At 55.7% G+C, this 25,871-nt stretch carries 22 protein-coding genes and 1 pseudogene; 8 read left to right on the top strand and 15 right to left on the bottom strand.

Going from position 1 to position 25,871, the window contains the following annotated elements; all coding sequences use genetic code 11:
• Positions 1-221: hypothetical protein (locus IOB61_RS11485; RefSeq protein ID WP_290816685.1), on the bottom strand; the 221-nt coding region annotated here is incomplete at its 3' end.
• 224 nt (positions 222-445) lie between these two features.
• On the opposite strand from IOB61_RS11485, the gene IOB61_RS11480 reads away from it, so the two are divergent.
• Both IOB61_RS11480 and IOB61_RS11475 read left to right on the top strand, forming a co-directional pair.
• Positions 446-1,009 carry a LemA family protein gene (locus IOB61_RS11480; RefSeq protein ID WP_290816682.1) on the top strand — a complete coding sequence of 188 codons (564 nt, stop codon included), beginning with the start codon at positions 446-448 and terminating at the stop codon, positions 1,007-1,009.
• 118 nt (positions 1,010-1,127) lie between these two features.
• Entirely contained in the window at positions 1,128-1,541 is a 414-nt protein-coding gene (locus IOB61_RS11475; protein WP_085340181.1) for a hypothetical protein, read from the top strand.
• Positions 1,542-1,603: 62 nt separating this feature from the next.
• On the opposite strand, the gene IOB61_RS11470 is transcribed toward IOB61_RS11475, so the two are convergent.
• The 7 genes from IOB61_RS11470 to IOB61_RS11440 form a co-directional block, all read right to left on the bottom strand.
• On the bottom strand, positions 1,604-2,251 hold the full coding sequence (locus IOB61_RS11470; protein ID WP_290816679.1) for an OmpW family outer membrane protein: 648 nt from the start codon (positions 2,249-2,251) through the stop codon (positions 1,604-1,606).
• 191 nt (positions 2,252-2,442) lie between these two features.
• Positions 2,443-3,225 carry a succinate dehydrogenase iron-sulfur subunit gene (locus IOB61_RS11465; protein WP_290816676.1) on the bottom strand — a complete coding sequence of 261 codons (783 nt, stop codon included), beginning with the start codon at positions 3,223-3,225 and terminating at the stop codon, positions 2,443-2,445.
• A gap of 163 nt (positions 3,226-3,388) precedes the next feature.
• Positions 3,389-4,585: a type III PLP-dependent enzyme gene (locus IOB61_RS11460; RefSeq protein WP_290816673.1), complete on the bottom strand. Its 1,197-nt coding sequence runs from the start codon at positions 4,583-4,585 to the stop codon at positions 3,389-3,391.
• A gap of 88 nt (positions 4,586-4,673) precedes the next feature.
• Positions 4,674-4,928 (bottom strand): hypothetical protein, encoded by a 255-nt coding sequence (locus IOB61_RS11455; protein ID WP_290816670.1) that lies wholly within the window; start codon positions 4,926-4,928, stop codon positions 4,674-4,676.
• A 76-nt stretch (positions 4,929-5,004) separates the two neighbouring features.
• The gene (locus IOB61_RS11450; protein WP_290816667.1) at positions 5,005-5,508 is read right to left on the bottom strand and encodes a response regulator; all 504 of its coding nucleotides are present in this window, start codon (positions 5,506-5,508) and stop codon (positions 5,005-5,007) included.
• A gap of 127 nt (positions 5,509-5,635) precedes the next feature.
• Entirely contained in the window at positions 5,636-6,586 is a 951-nt protein-coding gene (locus IOB61_RS11445) for a peptidoglycan-binding protein (protein ID WP_290816665.1), read from the bottom strand.
• Positions 6,587-6,878: 292 nt separating this feature from the next.
• Positions 6,879-8,405 (bottom strand): class I SAM-dependent methyltransferase, encoded by a 1,527-nt coding sequence (locus tag IOB61_RS11440; protein WP_290816662.1) that lies wholly within the window; start codon positions 8,403-8,405, stop codon positions 6,879-6,881.
• Positions 8,406-8,560: 155 nt separating this feature from the next.
• Here IOB61_RS11440 and IOB61_RS11435 point away from each other — a divergent pair, with 155 nt between their 5' ends.
• On the top strand, positions 8,561-9,208 hold the full coding sequence (locus IOB61_RS11435) for an HAD-IA family hydrolase (protein WP_290816659.1): 648 nt from the start codon (positions 8,561-8,563) through the stop codon (positions 9,206-9,208).
• On the opposite strand, the gene IOB61_RS11430 is transcribed toward IOB61_RS11435, so the two are convergent.
• The 3 genes from IOB61_RS11430 to IOB61_RS11420 form a co-directional block, all read right to left on the bottom strand.
• Positions 9,205-10,146 (bottom strand): radical SAM protein, encoded by a 942-nt coding sequence (locus IOB61_RS11430; protein WP_290816656.1) that lies wholly within the window; start codon positions 10,144-10,146, stop codon positions 9,205-9,207. The two genes, IOB61_RS11435 and IOB61_RS11430, sit on opposite strands and share 4 nt — an antisense overlap.
• Before the next feature lie 79 nt (positions 10,147-10,225).
• On the bottom strand, positions 10,226-11,968 hold the full coding sequence (ggt, locus tag IOB61_RS11425; protein WP_290816653.1) for a gamma-glutamyltransferase: 1,743 nt from the start codon (positions 11,966-11,968) through the stop codon (positions 10,226-10,228).
• Between the two features lie 104 nt (positions 11,969-12,072).
• Positions 12,073-15,045, bottom strand: coding sequence for a TonB-dependent receptor (locus IOB61_RS11420; protein WP_290816650.1), 2,973 nt, complete (start codon positions 15,043-15,045; stop codon positions 12,073-12,075).
• A 291-nt stretch (positions 15,046-15,336) separates the two neighbouring features.
• On the opposite strand from IOB61_RS11420, the gene IOB61_RS11415 reads away from it, so the two are divergent.
• The 4 genes from IOB61_RS11415 to IOB61_RS11400 all read left to right on the top strand — a co-directional run bounded on the left by IOB61_RS11415 (position 15,337) and on the right by IOB61_RS11400 (position 21,335).
• Complete coding sequence (locus IOB61_RS11415; protein WP_290816647.1) at positions 15,337-16,158, top strand: SDR family oxidoreductase; 822 nt, start codon at positions 15,337-15,339, stop codon at positions 16,156-16,158.
• Between the two features lie 10 nt (positions 16,159-16,168).
• Positions 16,169-17,743: a GMC oxidoreductase gene (locus IOB61_RS11410; RefSeq protein WP_290816644.1), complete on the top strand. Its 1,575-nt coding sequence runs from the start codon at positions 16,169-16,171 to the stop codon at positions 17,741-17,743.
• Between the two features lie 71 nt (positions 17,744-17,814).
• On the top strand, positions 17,815-18,699 hold the full coding sequence (locus IOB61_RS11405; protein ID WP_290816641.1) for an AraC family transcriptional regulator: 885 nt from the start codon (positions 17,815-17,817) through the stop codon (positions 18,697-18,699).
• Positions 18,696-21,335 carry an alpha-amylase family glycosyl hydrolase gene (locus IOB61_RS11400; protein ID WP_290816638.1) on the top strand — a complete coding sequence of 880 codons (2,640 nt, stop codon included), beginning with the start codon at positions 18,696-18,698 and terminating at the stop codon, positions 21,333-21,335. The genes IOB61_RS11405 and IOB61_RS11400 overlap by 4 nt, the downstream gene beginning before the upstream one ends.
• Here the strand turns inward: IOB61_RS11400 and IOB61_RS11395 are convergent.
• From IOB61_RS11395 to IOB61_RS11380, 4 genes and pseudogenes are all read right to left on the bottom strand, one after another.
• Positions 21,327-22,991 (bottom strand): annotated as a pseudogene (locus IOB61_RS11395) (formate--tetrahydrofolate ligase). The gene IOB61_RS11400 and the pseudogene IOB61_RS11395 overlap by 9 nt on opposite strands.
• Before the next feature lie 82 nt (positions 22,992-23,073).
• The gene (locus tag IOB61_RS11390; protein ID WP_290816635.1) at positions 23,074-23,538 is read right to left on the bottom strand and encodes a DUF3237 domain-containing protein; all 465 of its coding nucleotides are present in this window, start codon (positions 23,536-23,538) and stop codon (positions 23,074-23,076) included.
• 53 nt (positions 23,539-23,591) lie between these two features.
• Entirely contained in the window at positions 23,592-24,830 is a 1,239-nt protein-coding gene (locus IOB61_RS11385; RefSeq protein ID WP_290816632.1) for a dipeptidase, read from the bottom strand.
• A 154-nt stretch (positions 24,831-24,984) separates the two neighbouring features.
• The gene (locus IOB61_RS11380; RefSeq protein WP_290816630.1) at positions 24,985-25,380 is read right to left on the bottom strand and encodes an MAPEG family protein; all 396 of its coding nucleotides are present in this window, start codon (positions 25,378-25,380) and stop codon (positions 24,985-24,987) included.
• A 200-nt stretch (positions 25,381-25,580) separates the two neighbouring features.
• Here IOB61_RS11380 and IOB61_RS11375 point away from each other — a divergent pair, with 200 nt between their 5' ends.
• Positions 25,581-25,799: a hypothetical protein gene (locus IOB61_RS11375; protein WP_290816626.1), complete on the top strand. Its 219-nt coding sequence runs from the start codon at positions 25,581-25,583 to the stop codon at positions 25,797-25,799.
• Positions 25,800-25,871: the final 72 nt, after the last annotated feature.

Raw genomic sequence — 25,871 nt, 5'->3', positions numbered from 1 at the left:
CTACGCTCTTCCGATCTATTGGCAATCCACCATGTGACGCCCCCGATCAAAGCCCCAACCACAAAGCCGTATTCGGCCTGATCAGGCATATAGGCCATCACGGCAATCGCGGCGGCAGCCGCAAGCCCCATCCCGACCATCAGAATCTGTAGATTGCGCCGCTTAGCCTCTTCACGCGCGGCGGTTTGACTATCGAGCCAGTCCCGCAGGCCGTTAGACATAACATGGTCGAAAAGGGCTTGATGTCTCATGGGCGCGAAGTTTAGCGCGGCCAAGTAAACAGAAAGCAACCAAGAATGAAGCCTAGAAGAACCGCGCACCAAAGTGCTTAACGATTTATAGTCTTTCCTATGGCATGGAGGCGCGTGTGAGGTGCCGCGTGCAGGCCAAATGGGCGGCGTTCGGGCCTGAAGGCGCTTGCGCCAGACTGTTGGGAGTAGAAGCCATGGAATTGTTTATCTGGGTCGGCATACCGGTCATTCTGATTTTCTTGGTCGCCGGCATGTATAATAATCTCGTTGCCGCACGCCAGAATTGCAACCAAGGCTGGGCCGATATTGATGCGGCGCTGCGCCAACGTCATGACTTGGTGCCAAATTTGGTTGAGACCGTGAAAGGCTATGCCACCCACGAATCTGGCACGCTAACGGCAGTGATCGCCGCACGCGCCGGTGCTTTGGACGCTAAGTCCCCCGACCAGTTGGAAAAGGCCGAGAAAGTATTGTCTGGTGCTTTGGGCAATCTCATGGCGGTCGCCGAGAATTATCCAGAGCTGAAGGCCAGCGCCAATTTCCAGACCCTGCAGGGTGAATTGGCCGATATTGAAGACAAACTCGGTGCTTCGCGCCGGGCCTTTAACGCCGCGGTAGCCAGCTATAATACCGCGATCCAGTCCTTCCCCAGCAACATGGTTGCCGCGGTGTTCAACTTCCCAGAACGGGCGTATTTTGAACTCGACCGAAATGAACGCGGCTCTGTAAGCGCGGTTCCAAAAGTCAGTTTCAACTAAAATAAAGTGCATCAAAAAGGCCGGAGCCCCTCCGGCCTTTATTCGTTTAGTCTTTGAGTCAGTCAAAGTTAAACTTTAGGCGCTAAGATTGCTTCTTTCTTCGATTGGAGTGCAGGACATGTGGCCACGTAATCAATCTGTCGGAGCAGGCGGCGGGCGCAGCACGGCCCCCGGCGGCGGTCTATACACAGGTCCAGGCGGCGGTCGGTCTAAGGAACCAGGCGGCGGGCTTTATGATGGTCCGGGCGGCGGGCTCTATAAGGGGCCCGGCGGGGGCCTTTCAAACGGGCGTGGCGGCGGCCTAAGCCGGGAGCCCGGCGGCGGTCTCTATACTGGCCCCGGCGGCGGCCTTTACACCGGTCCAGGCGGCGGTCTGTACACGGGGGTTGGCGGTGGTGCCTATGCGGGCCTCGAAGGCCCCGTCTATATGAGCAATATTCCGCCTTGGGATGTCTTCCTGCAAATCCTATGTGAAGACTATCCCCAATATGCCCATTTGGCCCATAAGATCGAAAGTGTCATCCGGCTTTAGGCCATGCACCAGGTGCACGAAAAGGGCATCAGGTTTGTGATGCCCCTTTTCGTTGAGCGCGATCAGAATTTATAGCCAATTCCGACCGAAGCCACCCAAGGGTCTAGCGTGACCTTGGACTTCAGCGCGCCGAAATTAATATTGGCATCGGTCTCAAAGGCGATGTGCTTGAGATCTAGATTGACCGACCAAGGCCCGCTTGTGGCAATATCAGCCCCCACTTGCAGGGCATAGCCAAAGTCGTCCTTCAGATCGACGTTGAAGCCATTCTTGCCGTCTTCAGACGCAAACCAAATATAGGTCAGACCGGCCCCGACATAGGGCGAGACACGGGCATCTGGGGCAAAATGATATTTGGCCGTCAACGTGGGCGGCACATGCCACAGCTCCAAAACCTCTACATTGGTCGCCCCACCAACCGCCTTTACCTTATGATTGCCAGACCCTGCGATAAGTTCCAGCGAGAGCGAAGGATTGACGTAATATTCAAGGCCAATGGTGGGGACGAACGAGTCATTGACCTTTACATTCAGGCCTGTCGCAGCCCCTGCGGCAGTCCGGATCGAGCCACTTTCATCTGGGACAATCCCGGTCAAGCGGACATCCAGCTTGATGGTTCCAGCTTTGGGAGTTTGGAAGGCGTCTTGCGCGCAGGCAACGCCTCCGGTCAGTGTCATGGCGACAATTGAAGCGATTAGAAGTCTTTTCATCTGCGTCCCCTCAAGAAAATTGCCTCAAATCAGGCTTTGAGAACGCGGAAACTTCTGGACCTATGCGCCACTAAATTCGATTTGACACTTTGCCGCGCGACGGCGTGCCGCGCGTAAGATTGACGCAGCTTGGGCAAAACGCCCTCACAGGCGCAGACCTCTAATCGGTTCTTATGGGGTGGAAGATACGCCTAAAGCGCGCGCTCAACCATCATGGTCTTGATCTCGCCGATGGCCTTGGCGGGATTGAGGCCCTTTGGACAGACTTGGGCGCAATTCATGATGGTGTGGCAGCGATAGAGCCGGAAGGGGTCTTCCAGATTATCCAAACGCTTGCCCTTTTCCTCATCGCGGCTGTCGATCAGCCAGCGATAGGCTTGTAAAAGCACGGCGGGGCCCAAATAACGGTCGCCATTCCACCAATAGGATGGGCAAGAGGTGGAGCAGCAGGCGCACAGGATGCACTCATAGAGGCCATCCATCTTTTCGCGATCTTCTGGGCTTTGCTTCCATTCCTTTTCCGGCGCAGGCGTCGTTGTCTGCATATAAGGCTCAATGGAGGCATATTGGGCGTAGAAGTTGGTGAGGTCCGGCACCAGATCCTTGATGACGGGCATGTGTGGCAATGGGCTGACCGACAGCGTGTCGCCCGGAATTTCGTCATGGCCCTTGGTGCAGGCCAAGGTGTTGCGCCCACCAATATTCATCGCGCACGACCCGCACACGCCCTCGCGGCAGGAACGGCGGAAGGTCAAGGTCGCATCCATCGTGCTTTTGATATGGATCAGCGCATCGAGAACCATAGGGCCGCATTGATCGACGGCGACATCATAGGTGTCCCAGCGGGGGTTCTGGCCCGTTTCTGGGTCATAGCGGTAAATCTTAAACGTCCGCACTTTCTTAGCGCCGGCAGGGGCAGGATAATGCTTGCCCTTGGTCACTCGAGAATTGGCTGGAAGTGTAAGCTGTACCATGCGACGCGTATCCTCATACCGACTGCGGTATAGGTGACATAGTCCAAGTCTCAAGCTTCGGCAAAGGGTTAGGGGCGCTGGAGTGCAGTAAAGTGCGGGCCTCAAAAAGAAAAGGCAGGTGGCTTATCGCGCACCTGCCTTCCCGAAAACGATCCAGCTTCAACTAGGCTTTTGCAAACCGGCTGACACGCGCGGCGACGCGCTCTGGCAATGGGAACATCGAAGCATGGGGCGCATCTTCTGCGATGACATCCACACTCTCCCCATAGCCATTAAACCGCGTAGCCATGGCAACACCATAAGCGCCCAGCATGCCGATCTCGATCCAATCGCCTTCGCCGATATCGGCAGGCAAACGGAATGGACCATTTGCGGCATCCATGGAGTCACAGGTTGGCCCATAGAAGCGGAAGTCAGCTAGTTTAGACGGCTCACCACCTTCAGGACGGATCATGGCGACCGGATAGACCCAATCAACATGAGTGGCGTCAAACAAGTTCCCGTAAGAGCCGTCATTGATATAAAGCGCATCACCCTTGCGCAGATCAACTTTGACAACAATCGAGGTTGCTTCTGCCACAAGCGCGCGACCGGGTTCTGCCCACAACTTGCAATTCATCGTCACCGGCATGGCGTCAAACACGCGATGGATTTCATCGATGAAGAGCTGCATCGGTGGCGGGTTCATGCCTGGATAAATGGATGGGAAGCCACCCCCAACATCAACCACATCAATGGTGACACCAGCTTGGATGATTAATTGGGAAGCTTCGCGAAGGGCTGCGCGCCACGCACTTGGGTTCATGCATTGGCTGCCCACATGGAAGGACACACCCAAATCTTCTTGCGTTGCAGCGCGGGCTTGGCGCAACAAGGTTACAGCCTCGTCGCCCATGGCACCAAACTTGGCTTCGAGCTTCAAGCTGGCGTCCGCATTGCTGACGCGCAAGCGCACAATAAACGTCAGATCGGTGGCCCCGCCGGTCTCATCGAGAATCTTTTGCAGCTCTTCCACGCTATCAAGCGCGAAAATGCGGCAACCAAACTCATGATAAGCACGCGCAATCGCGGCGCGATTCTTCACAGGATGCATGAAGGCCAAGGTTGCGGTTGGAAACATGTCCCGCACCAGCTTACACTCATTGACCGACGCGACGTCAAAATGACGAACGCCTTCCCGCCACAAAGCTTCCAGCACCCATGGCGAAGGGTTTGCCTTCACGGCATAGAGAATATCACCCTCGAATGAATCGAGGAACCAACGTGCAGCCGCCCGAACAAGATGCGGACGGTTGACGGCCAATGGCACATCCGGACGCAGCTTCACGACAGCGTCGTGCGCAGAATTGAAGTGATCCATGCGGACCCCCCTATGATCTAAACCCAGGCCGGCGTTAGTCGGACATGCTAGGCAAAAATCGGAACCCCGATCCTTACCCGGATGTAAGTCAGGTCCGCCCTTGGAAGCTTACGCCGGAAGCGGGGATGGAAGCCGCTGCCGTGTGGCCTGGGCCCGAGGGGGCGTTAGTGGACTGGATGCTGTTTCCAGGTCCGCCGGAAGAAGCGCGTATAAGGCTATTTTTCCGTGGCGCAATCGTTTTTTTCACCTCAAAAAACAGCTTCAAAAAAATCCTCGAAAAGCTGTTATTTTTCAATATTCTATCTAGGTTTTTTTGCTGCACTTTTTTCAAAGAATCTGGCATGGAATTCGCCAGTCTTCTTAAGTCACGAAACTTCAGGGGAATCTCACCTTGCCACGCAAGGCACACGCGGCCTGTCTCAGCCTTTGGCTTGCAGGTCTTTGCGGCGCTCACTGCCGCCATAATTCGGATCGGGTCTCCGACGGCGGTCCGGCCCGAAATAAGTCTTACTCTTCACAAAGTTTCGGGGCTTGTTGACGATCAACGTCAGGCGCTCCATCAAACTTTTGGCGGTTACGGGCTTTACCAGAAACTCATTCACGCCCGCGTCGCGTGCTGCACTCACACGGGAACGCTCTGAGTGGCCCGTGATCATAATGATGGGCAGGAAGGGGTTTGGACTATCGTCGCTTGTGCGGATCATTTTGGTGAATTCAACACCATCGATCAATGGCATCGCCAAGTCGACAAGAAGTAAATCAACCGAGCTCGCCTTCATATACTCGAAAGCTTCAACTGGGTCGGAGGCCTCCTTGATGTCATTGACGCCAGCCGCGCGCAGCAATTCCTTCAAGATCCCGCGCATATGCTGATTATCGTCGACAATCATTATGGTTATGGGAATCGAAGTCGATGCAGCCAAAGCACAAGTTCTCCAAGGTGGCGAAACTGATACCCGAAGAAAATATTAGCGCAAGAGACTGGGTTCAGATCAACTGAGAAGTATTCCAGCCTTTTCACCGGGCAAACAATCTTAAATGATTGATTGTTTATAGTCCAAGCGCGCGCGTTGTTTCTACCGTCAAACTACCTTGGCCCGGCAAGCCAGTAGCGCGCTGGAAAGCAGCCAGTGCCTGCTTGGTCTTTGGCCCAACGACGCCATCAATCGGGCCATTATAGAGTTTGCGGGCGGCCAAGGCGCGCTGAACCGCCTGGATCGACTGTTTACCCTCTGGCGTATCGACGCAGACGACGGGCACCCATTCATAGCGCTCCGGCGAGACTTCGACTTCACGCTGCATGCTGCCCATCCGAGGCTCTACTTTCGTGCGGACCTCGCGAGCTGGCTCAACCAAAGTATCCACCTTGATATCTTTTGTCTCTGCTTTGACCAATACTTCCCGCACGGAGGGTGGCGTCACCAAATAGCGGCGCACAATCGTCTCTTCGACCGCGGGAACAGACTCACGCGTGACGTGTGCTGGGGTGATCTGCACTTCGCGATGCATTACCGTCGTCTTGGCTGGTTCTTCGACCAGACAAAATACTTCGCCCGTGGCCGCATCAATGCGGCGCACATCTGAGCCCTTGCTACCGGGACGCCAAACCAGTCGTGGCTCGCGGATCACCACTGTTACGGGACGGGTTCCAATCACGGCCGGGGAAGCACGCAAGCGCTCATGGGCTGGACGAACAATAATCTTCTGCTGTTCGGTCCGGAAGGTTGGTGGTGTGACGACATAATCCTTATAGGCGTCACTCAACTGAAAGGTCTTTACCTCTGACTTAAATACTGGATCGCGAACCTGCACGCTTTCGTGGGCATCGCGAACAATCACGGGCACCGTTTCGGCCCGATAGGTTGCAGGCACGAGGACACGCGCGAAACATTGCCCGGCTTTCGCATTGGTGGGCAATTGTAAATCCATTGGTTGTTGTGCCGAGGCGAGCGCTGGGACCAGCAAGCATGCCGATGCAGACCAAAGGGCGATGCGTTTCATAGATGCGACCTTACAAACAAGACTTGGTGCGACTGTGCAGTTATTTAGGCAGTGGTTACCGCAAGCAGAAAGTCATTTTGAAGATATAAAGTCAATAAAAATCATGTATATACATGTTAATGGCGTAATATTTACCTCATACTTCGCTTTAAAGGCGAAGTTACCAAGCAATCAAGTCGGGAACTCACAACAAAGAACGCAAGCTATCCGCGACCCAAATCTGGTGCTCAATAATGTCATTTAGGAAATTACTGAGCCCGTTGGCTTAGCCTGAACCGAAGTTTGTTCGAAGCTAAGATAGAACACCAAGGCTGGCTAAAGCGGGTCGCCTGACCAGCGGCCATGCTGCAAAGGTGCGGCGGTAAGACTTTGCTACCGCCTCAGCATCTTCCACGGCGACGCCGTCAACTTGGAGGCTGACCCTCTCCTTAGCTGCGACTTTAAGGAGGGTCGCAACCGGATCAATTGGCTCTTTCTCGGCGCGTATCGCAATGCTGTCGATGATTGAGACCGTTACCGGGCCGCGACACACTGGCGAAATCAAGGGCGTGGTACCATTCAGGCTCGCATGGACCGCCAGTGCGGCGGCATTAAAGCGCTGGGCGCGCGCTCTAATCTCTGGATCATCGATTGCACCGATCCCACTTGAAACCGCACCTACGACTTTCAGCAAGTGCAGCGAATCCAGCAGATCTTGGGTATCAATCGCTTCAAGTTCGGTTCCACTCAACGCTTCGCCAATCGTACAGGGTCCTTGTAACAATCGCTCACAAATCAAAGAATAGGACGCGTTGGCGGCAATTCTTGCTACTTCCCCACGGCCATCCTTCACCAATTGGAGGCGGGACTTGTTCTTGAATGCCAGCGGCGTTGCAAGCACCATCTGACGCTGTTCTTCTGGGGTGATTACTTGAGGGCCTTTGATAAACAGATCAGTTCTGAATTCCGTACCCATAAGAGCGTCATAGGCCGTTGCGCGATCAATTGGGTCCGAGAAAGCCTCGACAAAGCTGCGATGCGGCTCATTGATAAACTGACTTGGGTTTAGGGTCCAAGGATTAGCCGAAGCCAAAAAGCTTAAGTCTGCGCGGGCCAAATCAGCAGCCAAATCGGCCAAAGAAACGGGCGACCACGCACTTGAAAGATATTCATGTGAGAAGAAATTTGCCGAGCCATTGATCAGAAATTCAAGGAAAGCTTTCGCGCGAGGTGCATTTTCGAGAATTGTCGGATTTTGCTTCAGCGTGTCGCCAAACCGCTTCATAAGATCTGCGACGTCTTCATCTGGCTTGGCGCGTCGCATTGCCATGAGAAGCGCATGTGCAGGCTTGGCTTGATCGCGCCCATAGGCCGAGTTTGTTGAGATATAAACAACCCCGCCTGGCTTAAGCAAAGTACGCAATATTTCGAGTGCGTCTTCCCTGACATCCATCCCTACCCAGGTCCAAATCCCATGCAACCCGATCACATCGAACTTTTGAGTGGTATTTCTGGCAAAGTCAGCGAAGGTGGCAACTTCAAATCGGATGTTGTTGAGGCCTGCCTCTTCTGCCAGTTTCCGTGCCCCTAGAATGGCACCTTCTGCCATATCAACACCGACAAATCGGCCACTTGGATAAACGGCGGCATAAGCATTAGAAGCAAATCCCTGCCCACAGCCCAAGTCTAAAAAATCGAAGGATTGTTCAAAATCAGGGGTTTTGATACCCGTCATGAGGCCCGCAAAGCGGATGGCCGCGGGGCACATTCCTGGGAAGATATTGAAGACCTCATAGTCTGTTTCGGTGAAATAGGCGTGCCCACTAGAAACTTCACTCACACCTTGCACCCTCAAAAAGACCCAAACAACGTGTACAAGGCCAAACTGGCAAAGATCATCTAGTTGGGCCAAACAGCTTTGTCTAACGCTTGCTCCTATGGCACGAAAGAGCCTAATGTCGCCTTAAAGACTTGAGTTGGGGGCATCGAACTGGAATGGTTGAAGTTGAGGCAGTGATTTGGGATTTTGGCGGCGTTTTGACCTCATCGCCGTTTGAAGCCTTCGCCCGTTATGAACGCCAGAGCGGTCTGCCCGAAAATTTCATTCGCCAAGTCAATAGTGTGAACCCCGACACCAATGCTTGGGCTTTGTTTGAGCGGGCCGAAATCGACGCGGCGACGTTCGATGCCCTGTTCACCGCCGAAAGCACCGCCTTGGGCCATAAGGTGGCGGGAGGAGACGTCTTGGCCTTGCTGGCGGGAGACTTACGCCCCGGCGCCATTGCTGCCCTAAAGGCGCTGAAAGGCACGTATCGGCTTGGCTGCATCACCAACAATGTGCCCGTGGGCCACGGTGCCGGCATGGCGGGCACTTTGGAGAAGGCGCAGGCTGTAGGCGAGGTGATGACAATTTTTGACCATGTGATCGAGAGCTCCAAAATCGGCATACGCAAGCCCGATCCCCGTATCTATCAGCTGATGTGTGAAACGCTGCAGGTGGATCCCGCCGCATGCATCTATCTCGACGATCTCGGGATTAATCTCAAACCCGCCAAAGCCATGGGGATGCGCACCATTAAGGTGACTTCCGAGGCGCAATTGCTGGAAGAGCTTGGTGCCCTGTTAGGCCGGACTTGGGATTAGGCCGAACAGGAACCGCCCCCCAAGACGCAGAATTTCGCGCAATGGGGATGGTTGAGGCGGACCGACCCAAGACTCGACGCCAAAGTCGTGCCCATCTCAAAGCTGGTATCATAGGGCAATAGGGTGCAGGGCAGAACGATAGGTGCGACCGCCCCTTTGCGTTTGACGATCATGCGCGAGCTTGCACACATCAGGCCTTTTGGATCGACGCCCAAAATCCCCCAACAGGCTGGGGTAATTTCAGGCACATCCACCCGCGCATCCATTTCTGGAAACAGGACGAGCGACAAAGGTTGATCCACATCGATTGGCCAGTTGCGCGCTGCCACCAGAGCATGAAAGCCTGCTTGACTCTCTTCTTGGCTTTCCCCCCACAAAGTCCGCCCGGCGATCGCGAGCTTTGCCCCTTGGGCTGCAAGCCAATCAATCCCCTGACACGTCTCCTCAAAGCCACCCTCGCCACGCTCTTGATCATGGTAATGAGCGCTCCAATGATCCAGGCTAATGCGGAAGGTCAATTGGTCGCCAAAGCGGGTAATTAAGCGCGCGATCCCCTCTCGCACGCGTGGCCGCATCATCGGCCGCATGGCATTGGTGAGAAGGAGAATTGGATGCCCACGCTCCAAAGAAAGGGTCAAGATTTCTAGGATATCGGGATTGAGAAAGGGCTCGCCGCCCGTAAACCCAATTTCGACCGCCCCCGGCTGTACCGCCGCCAGCTCATCTAGAAAGGGGACGACATCTTGCGGGGTCAGATAGACCAAACGGTCATTGGTGGGGGAACTTTCGATATAGCAATTGACGCAGGTGATATTGCATAAGGTGCCGGTGTTAAACCACAGCGTTTGGAACCGATCAAAAGCCACACAGGCCCGCTCTTCCCCCTTGGCCGTGCGCAAAGGGTCTTGGAATTTCAAAGGGGATAGCGTGGTTTGCATGACCTGATCCATTGTCTCACTCCTCCCAACCTATGGCATAGGTTGGAACCATCAAGCTATCCCTTGTCCACGCTTGGGTTCAGCGCCGCGCCTTCACCGGAACAGCCAATGCCCCGGGACGACGTGGATCAGCTGCACCGAGATATAGCCCATTTTCAATCATAATGGACTGGGCGCTCCCCATCGTCTCATCCGACGTCACCTTATGCCCCATGCGCTCGAGGATCGCGACAGTGTCTGGATTGAAGTTGGGTTCAACCCGCAGCGTATCAGTCCAGCCCTGATAGATACGGGGCTGATGGGTCGCCTCATCAATATTGAGTTTAAAATCAATCACATTGACGATGAGTTGGGTGACAGTTGTGATGATGGTGCTGCCCCCAGGTGTGCCGACCACCAACCAAGGCTTGCCATCCTTATAGGCAATTGTCGGCATCATGGTCGATAACATGCGCTTGCCTGGTGCCATGGCATTTAGCGGCGGTGGCGTGCCGTTCTTTTGCGCTTCAAAGGCCCCTTCATGGTCGAAATTATTCATCTGATTATTGAGAAGAATGCCCGTCCCCTCAATCATGACGCCCGAGCCAAAGTCTGCCCCCAGGGTATAGGTGGTGCTGACGACATTGCCCTCAGGATCGGCCACCGAATAATGGGTTGTCGATGGGCTTTCAAAGCGCATGGGATCACCCACACTCAGTTTTTTCACTTCTGACGCTTTATTTGGGTCGATGGTCTTGGCGCGCTCTTGGCCATATGCCTTCGAAATGAAGCCTTGCACGGGGGCTTTCACAAAATCGGTGTCACCTAAAACTTCAGCACGGTCGATATAGGCCCGCTTCATGGCTTCTGACATCAAATGCAAGGATTGCGCAGAGCCTGAACGTGTGGCGGCCATATCAAAATTCTCAAGCATATTCAGAATATTGAGCATGGTGGCCCCACCTGCACTGGCTGGCGGGGCGGTCACAATTTCAATGCCGCGATAACTACCCCTGAGGGGCTGGCGTTCTACAGGGCGATAGGCGGCAAGGTCTGCCTCGGTAATCAGGCCATTGTGGCGGGCCATATCGGCGGCAAACTTCTTGGCGACAGGCCCCTTGTAAAAGCCATCCGCACCGCGTCGGGCGATCTGGGTCAGAGTCCAAGCCAAGTCTGGCTGCTTGAGAATCTCACCGGCCTTATAAAGACTGCCATCTGGCTTATAGAAAGTGCGCTTGGCTGCCTCGCTGGTCGAAAGACGCTCCTTCGCCCATTCAAATACAAAAGCTTCGTCAGGGGTAATGGCGATGCCGTCACGCGCTAGAGCAATGGCCGGGGCCACAACTTTCGCCCACGGCAGTTTGCCATGCTTTTGATGGGCCAAATAAAGGCCTGCGACGGTGCCCGGAACCGAAGGGGCCAAATAACCCCGCCCAGCAATCGGGCTTTCCTTACCGGCATTATCGATAAACATGGCCAAAGTCGCAGCCTTGGGCGCGACGGACCGGAAGTCGATAAAGTCTTGTTTGCCAGTGGCCTGATCATGGATCAGCATAAAGCCATCGCCGCCAATATTGCCCGCACGCGGCAAGGTCACAGCAAGCGCAAAACCTATGGCAACCGCCGCATCAACCGCATTGCCGCCTTCGGCGATGATGTCAGCCCCAACTTTCGACGCGGTGGCATTCTGGGTCACCACCATGCCGGACTGGCCGACAACGGGGGAATGAATGCTGGGATATTCCAGCAGCTGTCTGCGTTGAGCCTGAACGGGGGTGAAAATCAGCGAGGCTGAAACAACAACCCCCACAACCAATCGCATCAGTGGTGATGTTTGCTTCATCGCTATGTCTTCCCCGCTAAAAATCCAATCCACATACCTCAAACACGCAGGGCCTCTCTCAAGCAGTGCACCTGAAAGAGGCCTCCATCGCGCTTGGTCTGTCCTTAGAAGTCTTTGGACAGTTCCAGATAGAACATCCGACCAATTGGGTCATGCAAGGAACCCAAGAAGCCGTAATTGGACGAGCTACGGGGTGGTTTTTGGTCAAACGCGTTGCGTGCGCCAAAGCGAGCCCGATAGCCGTCCTTGCGATATTGGATGTAGGTATTGACCGTAGTCATGGATTCGAGCTGGTAATTCTGTCCATCGACCAACAAGGTGCCCGTATCAAAGACAGGCCCAACATAATTGACCAAAGCACCAATACTGATCGGGCCCTTGCGCCATGTCAGGTTCGCAGAAGCACGCCATTCAGGATTGCCATTGACCTGAATTTGGCTGCCAGCTTGGGTGATCGTCACGCCCGTACCAAACTTGCCCGCCGCATTGGCATCGATCAGCTCTTGCTGCAAGGGTGAGGCGGACTGTTGGAATTCCGTCAGCTTGGAACCGGCCAAATCAATGCTGAAATTGCCATATTTTTTGGTCCGGAGGTCATAGCTCAAGCCAATGTCGATCCCTTCCAAAGTGCGGGGGCCGAGGTTGAAATAATCATCCTGCACAAAGGAAAGATCACCCACCACTTGGGTGCCGACGGGGGCCAAGCGCACCACGTTTGGATTGGACTTGCCGCTTTGGCGCAACAAGAGGTCGTAGAGGATCTGGTTTTGAGCCCCTTGGATCCCAATCACCCCTTCTGATTTCAAAGACCAGGAATCGACCGTCAAGGTCAGGCCCTTAACCGGCTGGAATACGACACCGTAAGAGAAGGTTTCGGCATCTTCCGGCTTCAGCTTTTGGTTGCCAGCCCGCACTTCCAGCGTGCTGACACCGGTACAGGTCGTATTGTTGAGGCGGCACGCGGCAAAGTCGGTCCGCGTGTTGGCCACTTGGGTCCCGGCACTATAGAATTGCGCCAAGTTTGGCGCGCGATAGCTTTGCGACCAAGAGGTGCGAAGCTTGACCGCATCGACAATGACCCAGCTGCCCGCAATCTTTGGCTTCACCACGTCGCCGAAATCCGAGTAGCTTTCGCCGCGGGCAGCCAATTGCAAGTCGATGGACTTGATCAAAGGCACGCCCATCTCTTCGGAGACGACGGGTACCGACAATTCAGCAAACAAGGCCGAAACCGTGCGGTCTGCTTTCACATCCGGCGCAGGGCTCGCGCCCATAATGTCGGTGCCATAGGTGATGCCGGTCACAATGTCGGTATAGGTAATCTTCCCATCGAGGCGAGAGTCGCGATTGTCCTGATAGGTTTCTTTGCGGACTTCCACGCCGCCAGCAAAACCAACCGAACCCGCAGGCAGTTTGAACAGCTCTGCCTTAGAGGCCTTAAAGTCGATGGTGGCCAAAGAGGTGGTGCCAATCCGGTTGGCATTCACCAAGAAGGACTTGATCGTGTCAGCATTGCTGGGGGTTGCGTCGCCAAACGAATAGGTAGGCTGCGTGCCGCCATTGAAGGGGTTATAGGCATCTGGCGTCGATTTGGCCAAGGCCTGCTGGAACAGGGTATTGCTGATGGCGTTACGGGTCTCGTCATTCGTGCGTGCCCAAGAATAGGTCACCGCCGATTCCCATTTGAAATCGCGCCAATCGCCGCGCAGGCCTGCCAGACCACGCACCATATCATCGGTTACGACAAAGGTACGCGGACCAGTGTCCACAGGACGATAGGTGGTGATGCGCAGCGCCAAGCCCGTAGTCGGTACACCTGTCAGATTTGCCAGACGGTTGGGATTAGCCACACCATTAATGGTCGTCGCACCGAAGGGATTGTAGAAATTGCTGGCAGGGATGGAGATAACCGCGCTGGAGATCGGGGCCGACTGCTCACGCTGGCCTTCCAATTCCGCGTGATAATAGCCAAGCTCTGAGAAGAACTCCATCGGGCCAATATCTTGGCTGAAGGTGCCGAAAAATGTCGCGCGGTCTAGACCACCACGAATGCTGCGATCTGGGTTTTCATCATAGCGCAACACGCGGGAGTTTGCGCCCGTGATGGTGCCACTGCGCAGACAGAGGTTGCCATTATAAACGGTGCTGGAGCAACCGGCTGCAAAGTTATTGACCGGCTCCACATGGAACACGCCCGAAGCCGTCAAAGCCGTTGTGCCTTGGCGAACAATCGTGGTTGCCGGAAGGACGGTGAACGACCCCCATGGCGAAGAGGTTGAGCGGTTATCAAACGAGGTATCACCCGCCCAAGGCGTGCCAAACAAAGCGGCGCGATGATCTTCGCTGGCCGAGAATTCGCGTTCACTCGCCATCAACGGGGTACGGTGGGTATAGCTGCCAAACAACATGAGGCGGCCACCGCCTGGGGTCTCAAAGCCCGACTTGATCGCGGCTGTCGATTCTTCGGTCCCGTCTGCGAATGCATGGCGCACATCTACCCGCACGCCCTTATAGCGCTTGTCGAGCACGACATTGACGACGCCCGCAACCGCATCCGCGCCATAAATGGCCGCCGCGCCATCGCGCAATACTTCAACGCGGCTGATCGCGCCGACTGGCAACGAGTTGGTATTGGCGGTTTGTACCGGCACAAAGTTTTCTGTCTGGGTGCCCGGCGTCAGGATCATGCGGCGACCATTGAGCAGCACCAAGGTGTTGCCAGTGCCGACGCTGCGCAAATTGATGGATGAGTTGTCGCCGCGGGCATCGTTCAAATTGCCGGTGGTGCGTGATTCTTGGAATTGAACGTCGCCTGCCTGCGGGATGGAGCGGAACAAATCATCGCCCGAGACGCTGCCAACGGCGGCAATCCGCTCAGCCGTCAGAACCGAAACCGGCAAATCACCAGCAGCCTTCGCGCCTTCAATGCGTGTGCCGACCACGACCACGACTTCTGCTTCCTTGGCAGGTTCTGCTGGGGTTGGTGCGGGTGCTGTTTGCGCAAAAACGGGTGCGACAACGGCAAAGGAGAGTGTCGCCAAAATGGTGCAACACAGCATGTTAGACTTCAAAGACATTCGTTTTGGCCCCCCAAAATGATCCGTAGGCTGAAAGCAGGTCGAGCAAGTCCAGTTTGATTTCAGCACTTCCACTGTCAACTGTTGCACCCCTTTTCCCGCTTGCCAACCAAGGAACGTGTAATTTCCTGTTGGCTTCAGCGGTTGCTGACACCGCAGGACATTCGCAGGCAAGATTATGCCGACTGCATGAGCACCGGTGCGCAACGCACATCCATCACCCTGCCACCTGTGCAAGTGCTATGGTTTCACATTAGGGTGGGCCAACTCACCAAGAAAAGGCGATCTGTTATGACCGAGCCCGCACCTACGCGCCGCCTTGCCGTTATCACCGGGGCTTCATCGGGGATTGGGGAGGCCTTTGCCCGCGCCTATGCCAAGCGCGATACGGACCTTTGTCTGGTGGCGCGCCGTCTCGACCGCTTAGAAGCTTTGGCGCTCGAATTGAGCCAGCAACATGGCATTATGGCTTTTGCTGTGCAGGCAGATTTATCCAAACCCGAGGCCACTGACCTAATCGTCGGCGCTCTGGCCAAACAAGGTCGATCCTGTGATATCCTCATCAATAATGCAGGCTATTCCCTGCCCCAGACCTTTTTGGCCACTAAAGGCCAAGAGCAAACCGATTTTGTCGCGGTTCTGGTAACATCTGTTGTCAGCCTCACCCATGCACTTTTGCCTGCGATGGTCCAGCGCGGCTATGGACGGATCATCAATGTGGCCAGCATGGTTGCTTTTTCCTCGGGTGCAGCGGGCCATACGCTTTACCCTGCTGCCAAAAGCTTTGTTGTGAAAATGACCCAATCTCTATCCGCTGAAGTGGCAGATAAGGGCGTGATACTGACCGCCATCTGCCCCGGCCAAACCGAAAGTGAGTTTGCCAAGGCGAATGGTACCGACCAATTGATCGCGAAATCCGGCCTCTACAAACAAACCGCCGAAGAAGTTGTTGCCATTGCGATTGCCGCCAATGAGGCAGGCAAGGAAGTGGTCGTGCCTGGCTGGCCCAATAAACTTGCAGTTGCATTTATGAAAATTCTTCCCGATAGTTGGACGGCGGCCCTGATCCGGCCGCAAGCTAAGAAGTTTTCCCTACCCGACCCAAAAGCCTGACGAGATTCTGATGCCCCATTATGATGTTGTGATTATCGGTTCTGGTGCCGGCGGCGCGAGCTTTGCCCAAGCTTTGGCGGACACGGGCAAGTCAATCCTGATCTTAGAACGGGGTGAGCATCTTCCCGTTGGGCGTGAAAACTGGGACCCGAAACGGGTGTTTGTCGACCGAATCTATCGCACCGACGAGCAATGGACCGATAAGGATGACAAGCCCTTTACCCCCAACACCCATTATTGGGTGGGCGGCAATACGAGTTTCTATGGTGCCGCCCTGATGCGTTTTAAGCCGCTGGATTTTGACCGGGTAGACCATGTCGATGGCGTCAGCCCAGCTTGGCCCGTTACCTATGACGATATGCGGCCTTGGTATGAGAAGGCAGAGCGCCTGTGGGAGGTGCATGGCGAACGCGGGATTGATCCAACGGACGATCCCAACGACCCACCTTACCCCTTCCCCGCCCTGACCCATGACCCCGGCATGCTGCGGCTGAAAGCCCATTTCGAGGATTTGGGCTGGACCCCTTCGCCCTTGCCTTTGGGTATTCGCCGCAATGATGCCAATCCGCAGGAAGGCAAATGCGTGCGTTGCAAGACCTGTGGCGGCTTCCCATGCCGTCTCTTGGCCAAGGTCGATGCCCGCACGGCCGCACTGAAGCCTTTAGAGGCCTTTTCGAATGTGACGCTTCTACCGGGCTATAAGGTTCTGGAGTTGAAGACGGACGCACGTGGTAAGAAAGTCACCGAAGTGGTGGCCTCTGGACCAGATGGCGAGGTCTCCTTCTCCGCCGATTATGTCGCGTTAGCCGCTGGTGCGGCCAATTCTGCGGCCCTATTGCTTAAGTCCGCCAACGCGCAACATCCCAATGGCCTAGCCAATAGCTCGGACCAAGTTGGGCGCAATTATATGTTTCACACCACATCGGCGGTGATTTCGGTAGCATTGCGGCATTTCGATTCCAGCTTCCCAAAGACCCTCTGCGTCAATGATTTTTACTATGGCGATACCCAACAGGAATTCCCCTATCCGATGGGGCAAATCCAAATGCTGGAATATATGTCCGGGCAGACGCTTGAAGGGCAGTTAGCAGACTTCATCAGCCCCAATCTGCTGCCCGACAGTTTCATGGACGCATTGGCCGAACGCATGGTCAGCTTTTTGGTCATGTCGGAAGACCTGCCTCGGCCTTTTAATCGGGTGACACTGAATGAAAATGGCGGGATCAAGCTGTCTTACACCGAAGGCGATTTGACGGCGCATAAGAGATTGGTCGAGAAGTTAGAAGCTGGGCTTGAAGGGTTCACGCGGGAACGCTCTTCCTTGTTCGAAGCCAATTTCACCATTGACCAAGAATTGCCGCTCTATGGCACAGCCCATCAATGCGGCACGTTGCGGATGGGGGACGACCCTGCAACTTCGGTCGTCGACAAATGGTGCAAGGCGCATGATTTGGACAATCTCTATGTGGTGGATGCCAGCGTGTTTGTCTCCTCTGCCGCCGTCAATCCAACGCTGACGATTGTGGCCAATGCTTTGCGCGTGGGCGATCATTTAGCCAGAGACATGATGCGCTCAGGTGGGTAGGCCGCCCGGTTCACAGCCTCGTCAGCCAAGCTAATCTTGCACCCCATCTCAATTCAAGTCATGGTAACACCATGCCGCTGCGTCACCTTTGCGAACCCGTTGAACTAGCCGCTGGCACGCACGTATGGGCTGAGCGGGTAAAGCATGGCCCCGACGCACCGGGTTTAGATCGCTTTCCCCATTATCACAGCGTCGCCGAATTGGTGATTTTTGAGTCCGGCAAGGGCTCATTTTGGTTGGACGGGGAAGAGACCACACTTGAGCCACACAGTGTCGTCTATGTCCCGCCGATGTGCAGCCATGATTATGCCTTCAGCCCCGGGGAAAAATCGTGGGTATTGCTGCAACTGGACGCCGATACGGTGCAGGCACTTTCTCAAGTTCTGCCAGAATTGGACTTGGGCCATCCATTTTATGGCCTGCCAAGCCCGCAACAAAGCAAGCAACTGAACACGCTCTGTGACCTCCTCTTAGAAGCCAGCCAGACTAACGCACAATCGGCCATCGTGGCCCGAACCGCTGAGTTGATCCTGTGGGCCGCCCATGCCACCCGGGTTTCGCCCGCCCCATTGCACGGCAAGGGCCAACAAGTCGCGCTGCCTGTCGACCGCCTGCGCCCAGCCTTGGACGCCCTGCGCGCCCAGCCGGGCAAGGACTGGACCTTGGAGCAAATGGCCTCGCTTTGTCACATGTCAGCCAATTATTTTTCCAGGCGGTTTGCCGAGATTATGGGCATGAGCCTAACCGCCTATATTCGGATTTACCGCTTGCAACTGGCCGCACGGCGCTTGGTTCAAGGCCGGGACCCCATTGGCATCATTTCCCAAGATGCAGGCTTTTCCAGCCCCGCCCATTTTGCCTTTCAGTTTAAACAGCGTTTTGGACTAACCCCGCGTGCCTATCGACACGCCGGCCAGACACGCAGCTTACCCCAGCCCATAAGGACTTCTGCATGACCTTTCGTTCGCTTCTTAAAGGCTTAAGCTTGGCAGCACTGACGTGCGCGACTTTGGCGGGCGGTGGGGCAATGGCGCAGGCCACAGGGCCCCTACATGTGCCCTCGCCCGATTGGCGTGATCAGGTCATTTATTTTGTGATGACCGATCGGTTTGAGGATGGCGACCCCAGCAATAATGACCAAGGCAAGGGTGAATTTGACCCCACCCAGCGCGGGCGATTTTCAGGGGGTGATCTCAAAGGTGTTGAAAAGCGGCTCGACTATATTCAGGGCCTTGGTGCAACCTCCGTCTGGGTGACGCCGCCGGTCGAAAATCAATGGCTGGACCCCGCGACGGGCTATGGCGGCTATCATGGCTATTGGGCGAGCAATCTCAAAGCCATTGATCGGCATTTGGGGTCGCTTCAGGATTATCAAAGCCTATCGCGCGCGCTGCACGGCAGGGGCATGTATCTGATCCAAGATATCGTCCTCAACCATACCGGTAATTTCTTCAATTATGGGCCAGATTACGACCCAAAAGACCCGACCAAGGGCTATACGCCATATCCAAACTCCGTGCCCATGGCAGCCCCCACGCAATATCCGTTTTCCTTAAATGACCCGCGCCGGAAGGCGGACCGTGAAGCCGGGATTTATCATTGGACGCCGGACATCAATAATTTGTCCATCCGCGATCAAGAGCTCAATTTTCAACTAAGCGGCCTCGATGACCTCAATACCGAAAATCCTGTGGTGAAGCGCGCCTTGCGCGAGTCCTATGCGCATTGGATCAAGGCAGCGGGGGTGGATGGGTTCCGGGTCGATACGATCTTCTATGTGCCGCCAGAACTAATGACCGATTTTCTGTACAGCAAGGACCCAAAGGCACCTGGAATTGCCGAAGTGGCGCGACGGACTGGCCGGGACAATTTCCATGTCTTTGGCGAAGGCTTTGGGATGGACCGCCGCTTTGAAGACAAAGTCGCCCGGCGCATCAACAGCTATATGGTCGGCCCAAATGGCGAAGCGCGTGCGCCCGGCATGATCAACTTCCCGCTCTATGGCACCGCCACAGATGTCTTCGCGCGCGGCAGACCGCCCGCAGAATTGGCCTATCGGATCGAAACTATGATGGCGTTGCACAAACAGCCCCATCTGATGCCGACCTTCCTCGATAATCACGATGTCGACCGCTTTTTGAGTGGCGGAACAGAAACGGGCTTGCGTCAAAACCTGCTGATGATGATGACGCTACCGGGTATTCCCGTCATTTATTATGGGACAGAGCAAGGCTTCACCGTCCAGCGCGCCGCCATGTTTGCCGAAGGTTGGGGCTCGGGCGGACGCGATCATTTCGACACCACAAGCCCGCTTTATCGCTATATCGCCAGCCTTACGAAATTGCGTCGCGAAAACCGGGTCTTATCGCGCGGCACGCCGAAAGTTTTGGCGGGGGAGGCTGCTGGTGCTGGGGCACTGGTCTATCTAATGCAGGATGGCAACGAGACCCTCGTGGTTGCCATGAATACCGCCGACCATCCGGTCCTTCTCGATAATCTCGATATCGGCAAAGGCGCAGGTACGGTTCTTCAGCCGCTCTTTGCGATGGACGGCAAGGCCCCTCTCTTGGTGGTCGGCCAAAACCAGCGCCTGACAACCGAATTGGGTCCACATGCGGGGGCCGTATGGCGGGTTTCCAAAGCCCCGCCGCTTACCCTGAAGGCCGCACCCAACAGCTTGGCCCTAGACCCTTTGCCCTCTGGCCCGATTACCGAGCCGACTTTGACCGTGCGGGGGCAAGCTGCACCCTCAGAAACCATCAAGCTCGTACTCGATGGCAATTTGGGCGATGCCCAAACTGTCCAAGCCGATGCCACAGGGCGCTGGTCCGCGAAAATCTCCACCGCCGCTTTTGTCGATGAGACCATCACGCATCGGGTGACGGCCTATGCTACCAACTCGGGTCAAGCCTCAAACGCGGGCACATTCAGCGTGCGCCCGGCTTGGAACCTGCGCAATAATGTGGCCGATCCTGCGGGGGACGATACGGGGCCGCCGGGGGCAGCCTATGCTTATCCAACTGACCCGAGCTTTGCCGAGCCCACCATGGACTTGCGCGGCGTGCGGGCTTCGACTGCTGGCGGTGCTCTCAAGCTCGAGATTGATGTGGGCGCGATTAGCCAAGTGTGGAGCCCGCAAAATGGCTTTGACCATCTTAGCCTAACCGGCTTCATCCAATTGCCAGGTGAGACCGATAGCGGCGCGCGCGTCATGCCAAACCAGCGCGGGGAATTACCAGACGGCATGAGTTGGCACTATCGATTCCGCGCCCATGGCTGGACCAATGCACTGTTCAGCCATGTCGGTGCCAGTGCGACCCAAGAAGGCACCAAGACGGGTCCGGCTCCCAGCATTTCGGTGGATAAAGACGCCAAGCGGATTACTTTGATTTTCCCAAGCTCCAGCTTTGGTGAGCAAGCCGATTTGAGTGGAGCTAAGCTCTATCTGACGACCTGGGATTATGATGCCGCCTATCGCGCGCTAGAGCCCAAGGCTGGGGCCTTTATCTTCGGCGGGGCCAAATCCGCCAATGACCCCAAAATCATGGACGCAATTGGGCCGTTTACGATCGGGGCTGCGCCGTCAAAATAGGCCGGTGATGTGACGGTCTGCATCCACCCCAATGGCTTCAGCGGCTGGGATTCTGGGCAGGCCGGGCATCGTCATGATGTCGCCGCACAATGCGACAACAAAGCCTGCCCCGGCGCTTAGACGCACGTCGCGGACGGTTACGACATGGCCTTGCGCCGCGCCCAAGATGGTTGGATCGGTTGAGAAGCTATATTAGGTCTTGGCCATACAGACTGGCAGATGACCAAAGCCTGCCTCTTGCCAGCGGCGGAGTTTGGTGAGGGCAGCTTTATCGATCACCACCTCGGCGGCCCGATAAATGTCTTTGGCAACTGCTTCGATCTTAGCGCTCAAGGGCAGATCATCGGCATAAAGCGGTTGAAAGCGCGCACGGTCTGCCTCGACCACTTCAACCACGGCTTGCGCCAGCTCTTGCGTGCCGGCCCCGCCCTCTGCCCAATGACGACACAGGATGGCACGGCTGCCGTGGCCCTCAACAAAGCGCTCAACCGCGGCAATCTCTTCAGCTGAATCCTGCACAAAATGATTGATTGCCACCAAAGCGGGCACGCCAAAGCGGGCGAGATTTTCCAAATGCTGGCCAAGATTGGCGCAGCCGCGAACCAAAGCCTCCACATCCGTACGACTAAGGTCTGACTTTGCCACCCCACCATTCATTTTCAAGGAACGGATTGTGGCGACCACAACAACCGCCTTCGGGCTGAGGCCTGCTTTGCGGCATTTGATGTTGAAGAATTTCTCAGCGCCGAGGTCCGCGCCAAAACCGGCTTCGGTCACAACAAAGTCAGCCAAGCCCATGGCTGTTTTGGTGGCCACCACGCTGTTGCACCCATGGGCAATATTGGCAAAAGGCCCGCCATGGATCAGGGCTGGATTACCCTCCAACGTCTGGACCAGATTGGGCTCAAACGCCTCCTTCAAAAGGGCGGTCATGGCCCCATCGGCCTTTAAGTCTGCGCAGGTAACAGCACTATGGTCTTTCCGATACGCGACAATAATGGCCCCCAGTCTGGCTTGCAGATCTGCCAAATCCTTCGCCAAGCAAAAGATAGCCATGACTTCTGAGGCAACTGTGATGTCAAAGCCCGTCTCCACCGGTTGTCCATTTCCGCCAAGGGAGCTGACGATCGAGCGAAGCGCGCGGTCATTCATGTCCATCACCCGCCGCCACACGACTTTGCGGGGATCAATCCCAAGTGCAATGCCCCAATAGAGATGGTTGTCGACCATGGCGGCCAACAGATTATGCGCGGCAGTGATGGCGTGGAAGTCGCCGGTGAAGTGGAGATTGATCTCATCCATCGGGATGACTTGGGCGTGGCCGCCACCCGTGGCACCGCCTTTTTGCCCAAAGCAGGGACCGAGTGAGGGTTCGCGTAGGCAGATCGCAACTGACTTGCCCAGCCGGGCCAGACCATCGCCCAGACCGATTGTCGTGGTGGTCTTGCCTTCGCCAGCAGGCGTTGGGCTCATGGCTGTGACCAGAACGAGCGCTGCTTTATGGTCGCGCTTGGCCCCCGCCAGTCGTGCCGTGTCGAGTTTAGCCTTCGTGCGGCCAAAGGGGATTAGAGCGTCTGCTGGAATGCCAATTTTGGCTGCGACCTGGGCCAAGGGGACAGGAGTTGCGGCTTGAGCAATTTCGATATCGGTTGGCAATGTCTGGCCCCTTCCCACGTCGGCAATTTGGCCTCGCTAATGCCATTGGCCTAAGCTTGTAAAGCTGCCGCCCCAGCGCGGATTAGAGGATTTCAAAAATCTGGTAGACAACGCCAGTGGCTTCTTGCGTCCCGACGCCAATGCCAATCATATCATTCAGCCAGTCATACTGGGCGGCACCTGTCTCGAAGCGGGTAACGGTACGCAAGTTAAACGCCTCTTTTGGCAAGATCTCGCCCTTTTTGAAGCGGACCATATCTTCTGCAGACGTCCGCAGCGCTCCTTGATAGGTCAGATAGATCAAAGCCCCATCATCGGTCTTCAGCGTCAAACGCACATCGACCAGCATGCGGTCTTCCCCGCGATAAAGCGCCCAATCAGCGCCGCCCGGAAGGACATCGCCGGTCAAACGGGGCCCTTCAAATCGACCTCCAGTCACCGGCGCGATGAGGCGATTACCCAAGGGGGTTTTGCCGATCCGTGCCATCGCAGCGAAATCAACTTGGAGACGGAGGGCGGTCAAAAATTGGCTGTTTAACTGGGTCATGACGCCCTTCTAGACGCATCGACCCATTTGGCCAAGCGCCCTGCCCGCAAGCCTTATTTCTGCGCCTTGGCTTCTACTTCCCGCATCACGCGCAGCACATTGCCGCCCCAGATTTTGGCTATGTCTTCCTCAGAATAGCCTTCGGCCATCAAGGCTTGCGTGATCTTCCAAACCTTAGAGGCATCTTCAAGGCCAACGACCCCACCGCCACCATCCCAATCAAGGCCAATACCAACATGATCCACGCCGATCAGCCGGATTGCATGGAGCAGATGGGCCATGAAATCATCAAAGGTCGCCCGATTTTCGGGAAACTCTGCATCCAAGCGCACGCGGGCTTGGCGGAAAGCCTCTTGATCGGCTTGGCTGCGGCTGGCGAGATTGGGATAAGCAGCCGCCAGTTTTGCAAGGGCCGCGCGGCGCTCTGGCGATTGCGGCAAAGCCTTCAAATAGGCCCCAAAAGCATTCATCTGGATCACGCCACCTTTGGCAGCCAGAGCTTTCAGGCGGTCATCATCCAAATTGCGTGGGTGGTCAAAGATTGCCTTACAGCCGCTGTGCGAGGCGATGATGGGTGCCGTCGACAATTCCAGCATCTGGTCGAGTACTTGGTCGGAGGCATGAGACTGGTCAAGGATCATGCCCAAACGATTAGCCTCTGCCACCAATTGCTTGCCCAGCGGGCTAAGCCCACCCCATTCGGCTTTATCCGTTGAACTATCCGCCCAGTCATTGGTGGCAAAATGGACCGGCCCGACCATACGCACACCGAGTTTGTAAAAGGTCTCAAGCAGAGAAACGTCCTTGGCCAAGGGGTAAGAATTCTCAATCGACATGAAGACGACGCGCTTACCTTCAGCGGCAATCCTGGCTGCATCATCGGCCTTCAAGGCAAGACCAAAGACTTTGGGACTGCGCGCCAGCATTTCGCGGATCACCACGGCGCGCATCAGCCCCGCATCGCGCGCAGCATTGAGGCCTTCAGGTGTTCGTGGACCTTGGGCCGTATAGATCACCCAAAAGCCGCCATCGAGCCCGCCTTCCTTCATGCGCGGCACATCGACTTGGGCAAAGGCGGTCTTCCAGTCATTGTGCTTGAGAATATCAAACCCCGGACGCGCCACGACAGCGGGCGTATCTAGATGGGTATCAAGCGTCAAAATCCGCTCATGCAGCGCGCGTGCTGCGCGCTCTGACGGCATAGTCTTGGCAAGCGCTGGGCCAAAGGCCAGCATCCCAAGGCTTAAACTTATGAGGGCCAATTTGGCTTGGCGAAAGCAGCGGTCACGCATTGTCGGATTTCCATTACTTTTGATCTTACTGGGCTAGTAAGATGGTGCGCGCATAAGACGTGATCTGTCCAGCCACCCTTACGCACTTGCCTCGGGCAGAACCGCCAACGCCCCTTCTCAAGGCGCTGGCCGTCCTAAAGGTTGCCCAAATCGCCTAGCCAAGCAGCAAAGGCACAATCACCATGCCAAGGCCGATGGTGGAAATAATCCATACCAAAGAGCGAATATTCTTCACGCCATAGGCATAAAGCGGCACGTAAATGATCCGTCCGATCAGATAAATATGGGCACCCCAAACCGTAATCGCGTTTTCCTTGCCCGCTGCAACCGCAATCAGAACTGCGGCAATGAAGAGGGGCAGGGTCTCGTAGAGATTGTCTTGCGCTCGGCGGAGACGCTCTGCCATGGGCGAGAGCGGCGGCATGGTTTCATCGCGGGCCCCCATGTTCCACTTCAAGCCATATTGGCCCGTCCGGGCGACATCAAACAACAGAATCTGGACAAAGGCCAAAACCAAAGTCCAAGCCAGAACGGTTAAAAGTGGTGTCATAATCTGTTTGCCTCCCCAGGGTTTTGCCCATGTGTGGGCGATTGCGGGCATAGGAAGCCAAAGTGACGTCTGCGTCAAGGAAGGCCGCGCCGGACAGACGCAAGGCTTGCCGCGCTCTATCCACATCCCGATGCTGCGACACAGCCTGTTGCCCGCATTTGGCCCTTGCAAAAGAACAAAAGAAGAACATACTATGGGCTATGGTTGCACGTTCTTATCTTGGCCTTCTTGCCCCCGAGCAGGATTTTGAGCGCTTGCGCGCCTATCGCGATCAACTCTTGACCATGGCGCAAGCCTATCGGCCTGGGGGGGCCGAATATATGGCGCTGTCGCGGGCGGTAATGGCTTTGGATGAAGCAGCCGGAACCGTCATGAATAAGCCCGGCTTCTATCAAAGCCGCCTGCATAAGACGACTTAAGGCCACCCCGGCTAACCCGAGCGCATGCAACATAGATTAAAGCTATTGATCAACGTCATATAATCGATTGGA

Origin of the sequence: Aquidulcibacter sp. (assembly GCF_020253525.1) — a bacterium.
Taxonomy (GTDB): domain Bacteria; phylum Pseudomonadota; class Alphaproteobacteria; order Caulobacterales; family Aquidulcibacteraceae; genus Aquidulcibacter.
The sequence above is the reverse complement of the archived record's forward strand: the minus strand, read 5'-3'. Positions and strand labels throughout refer to the sequence as shown.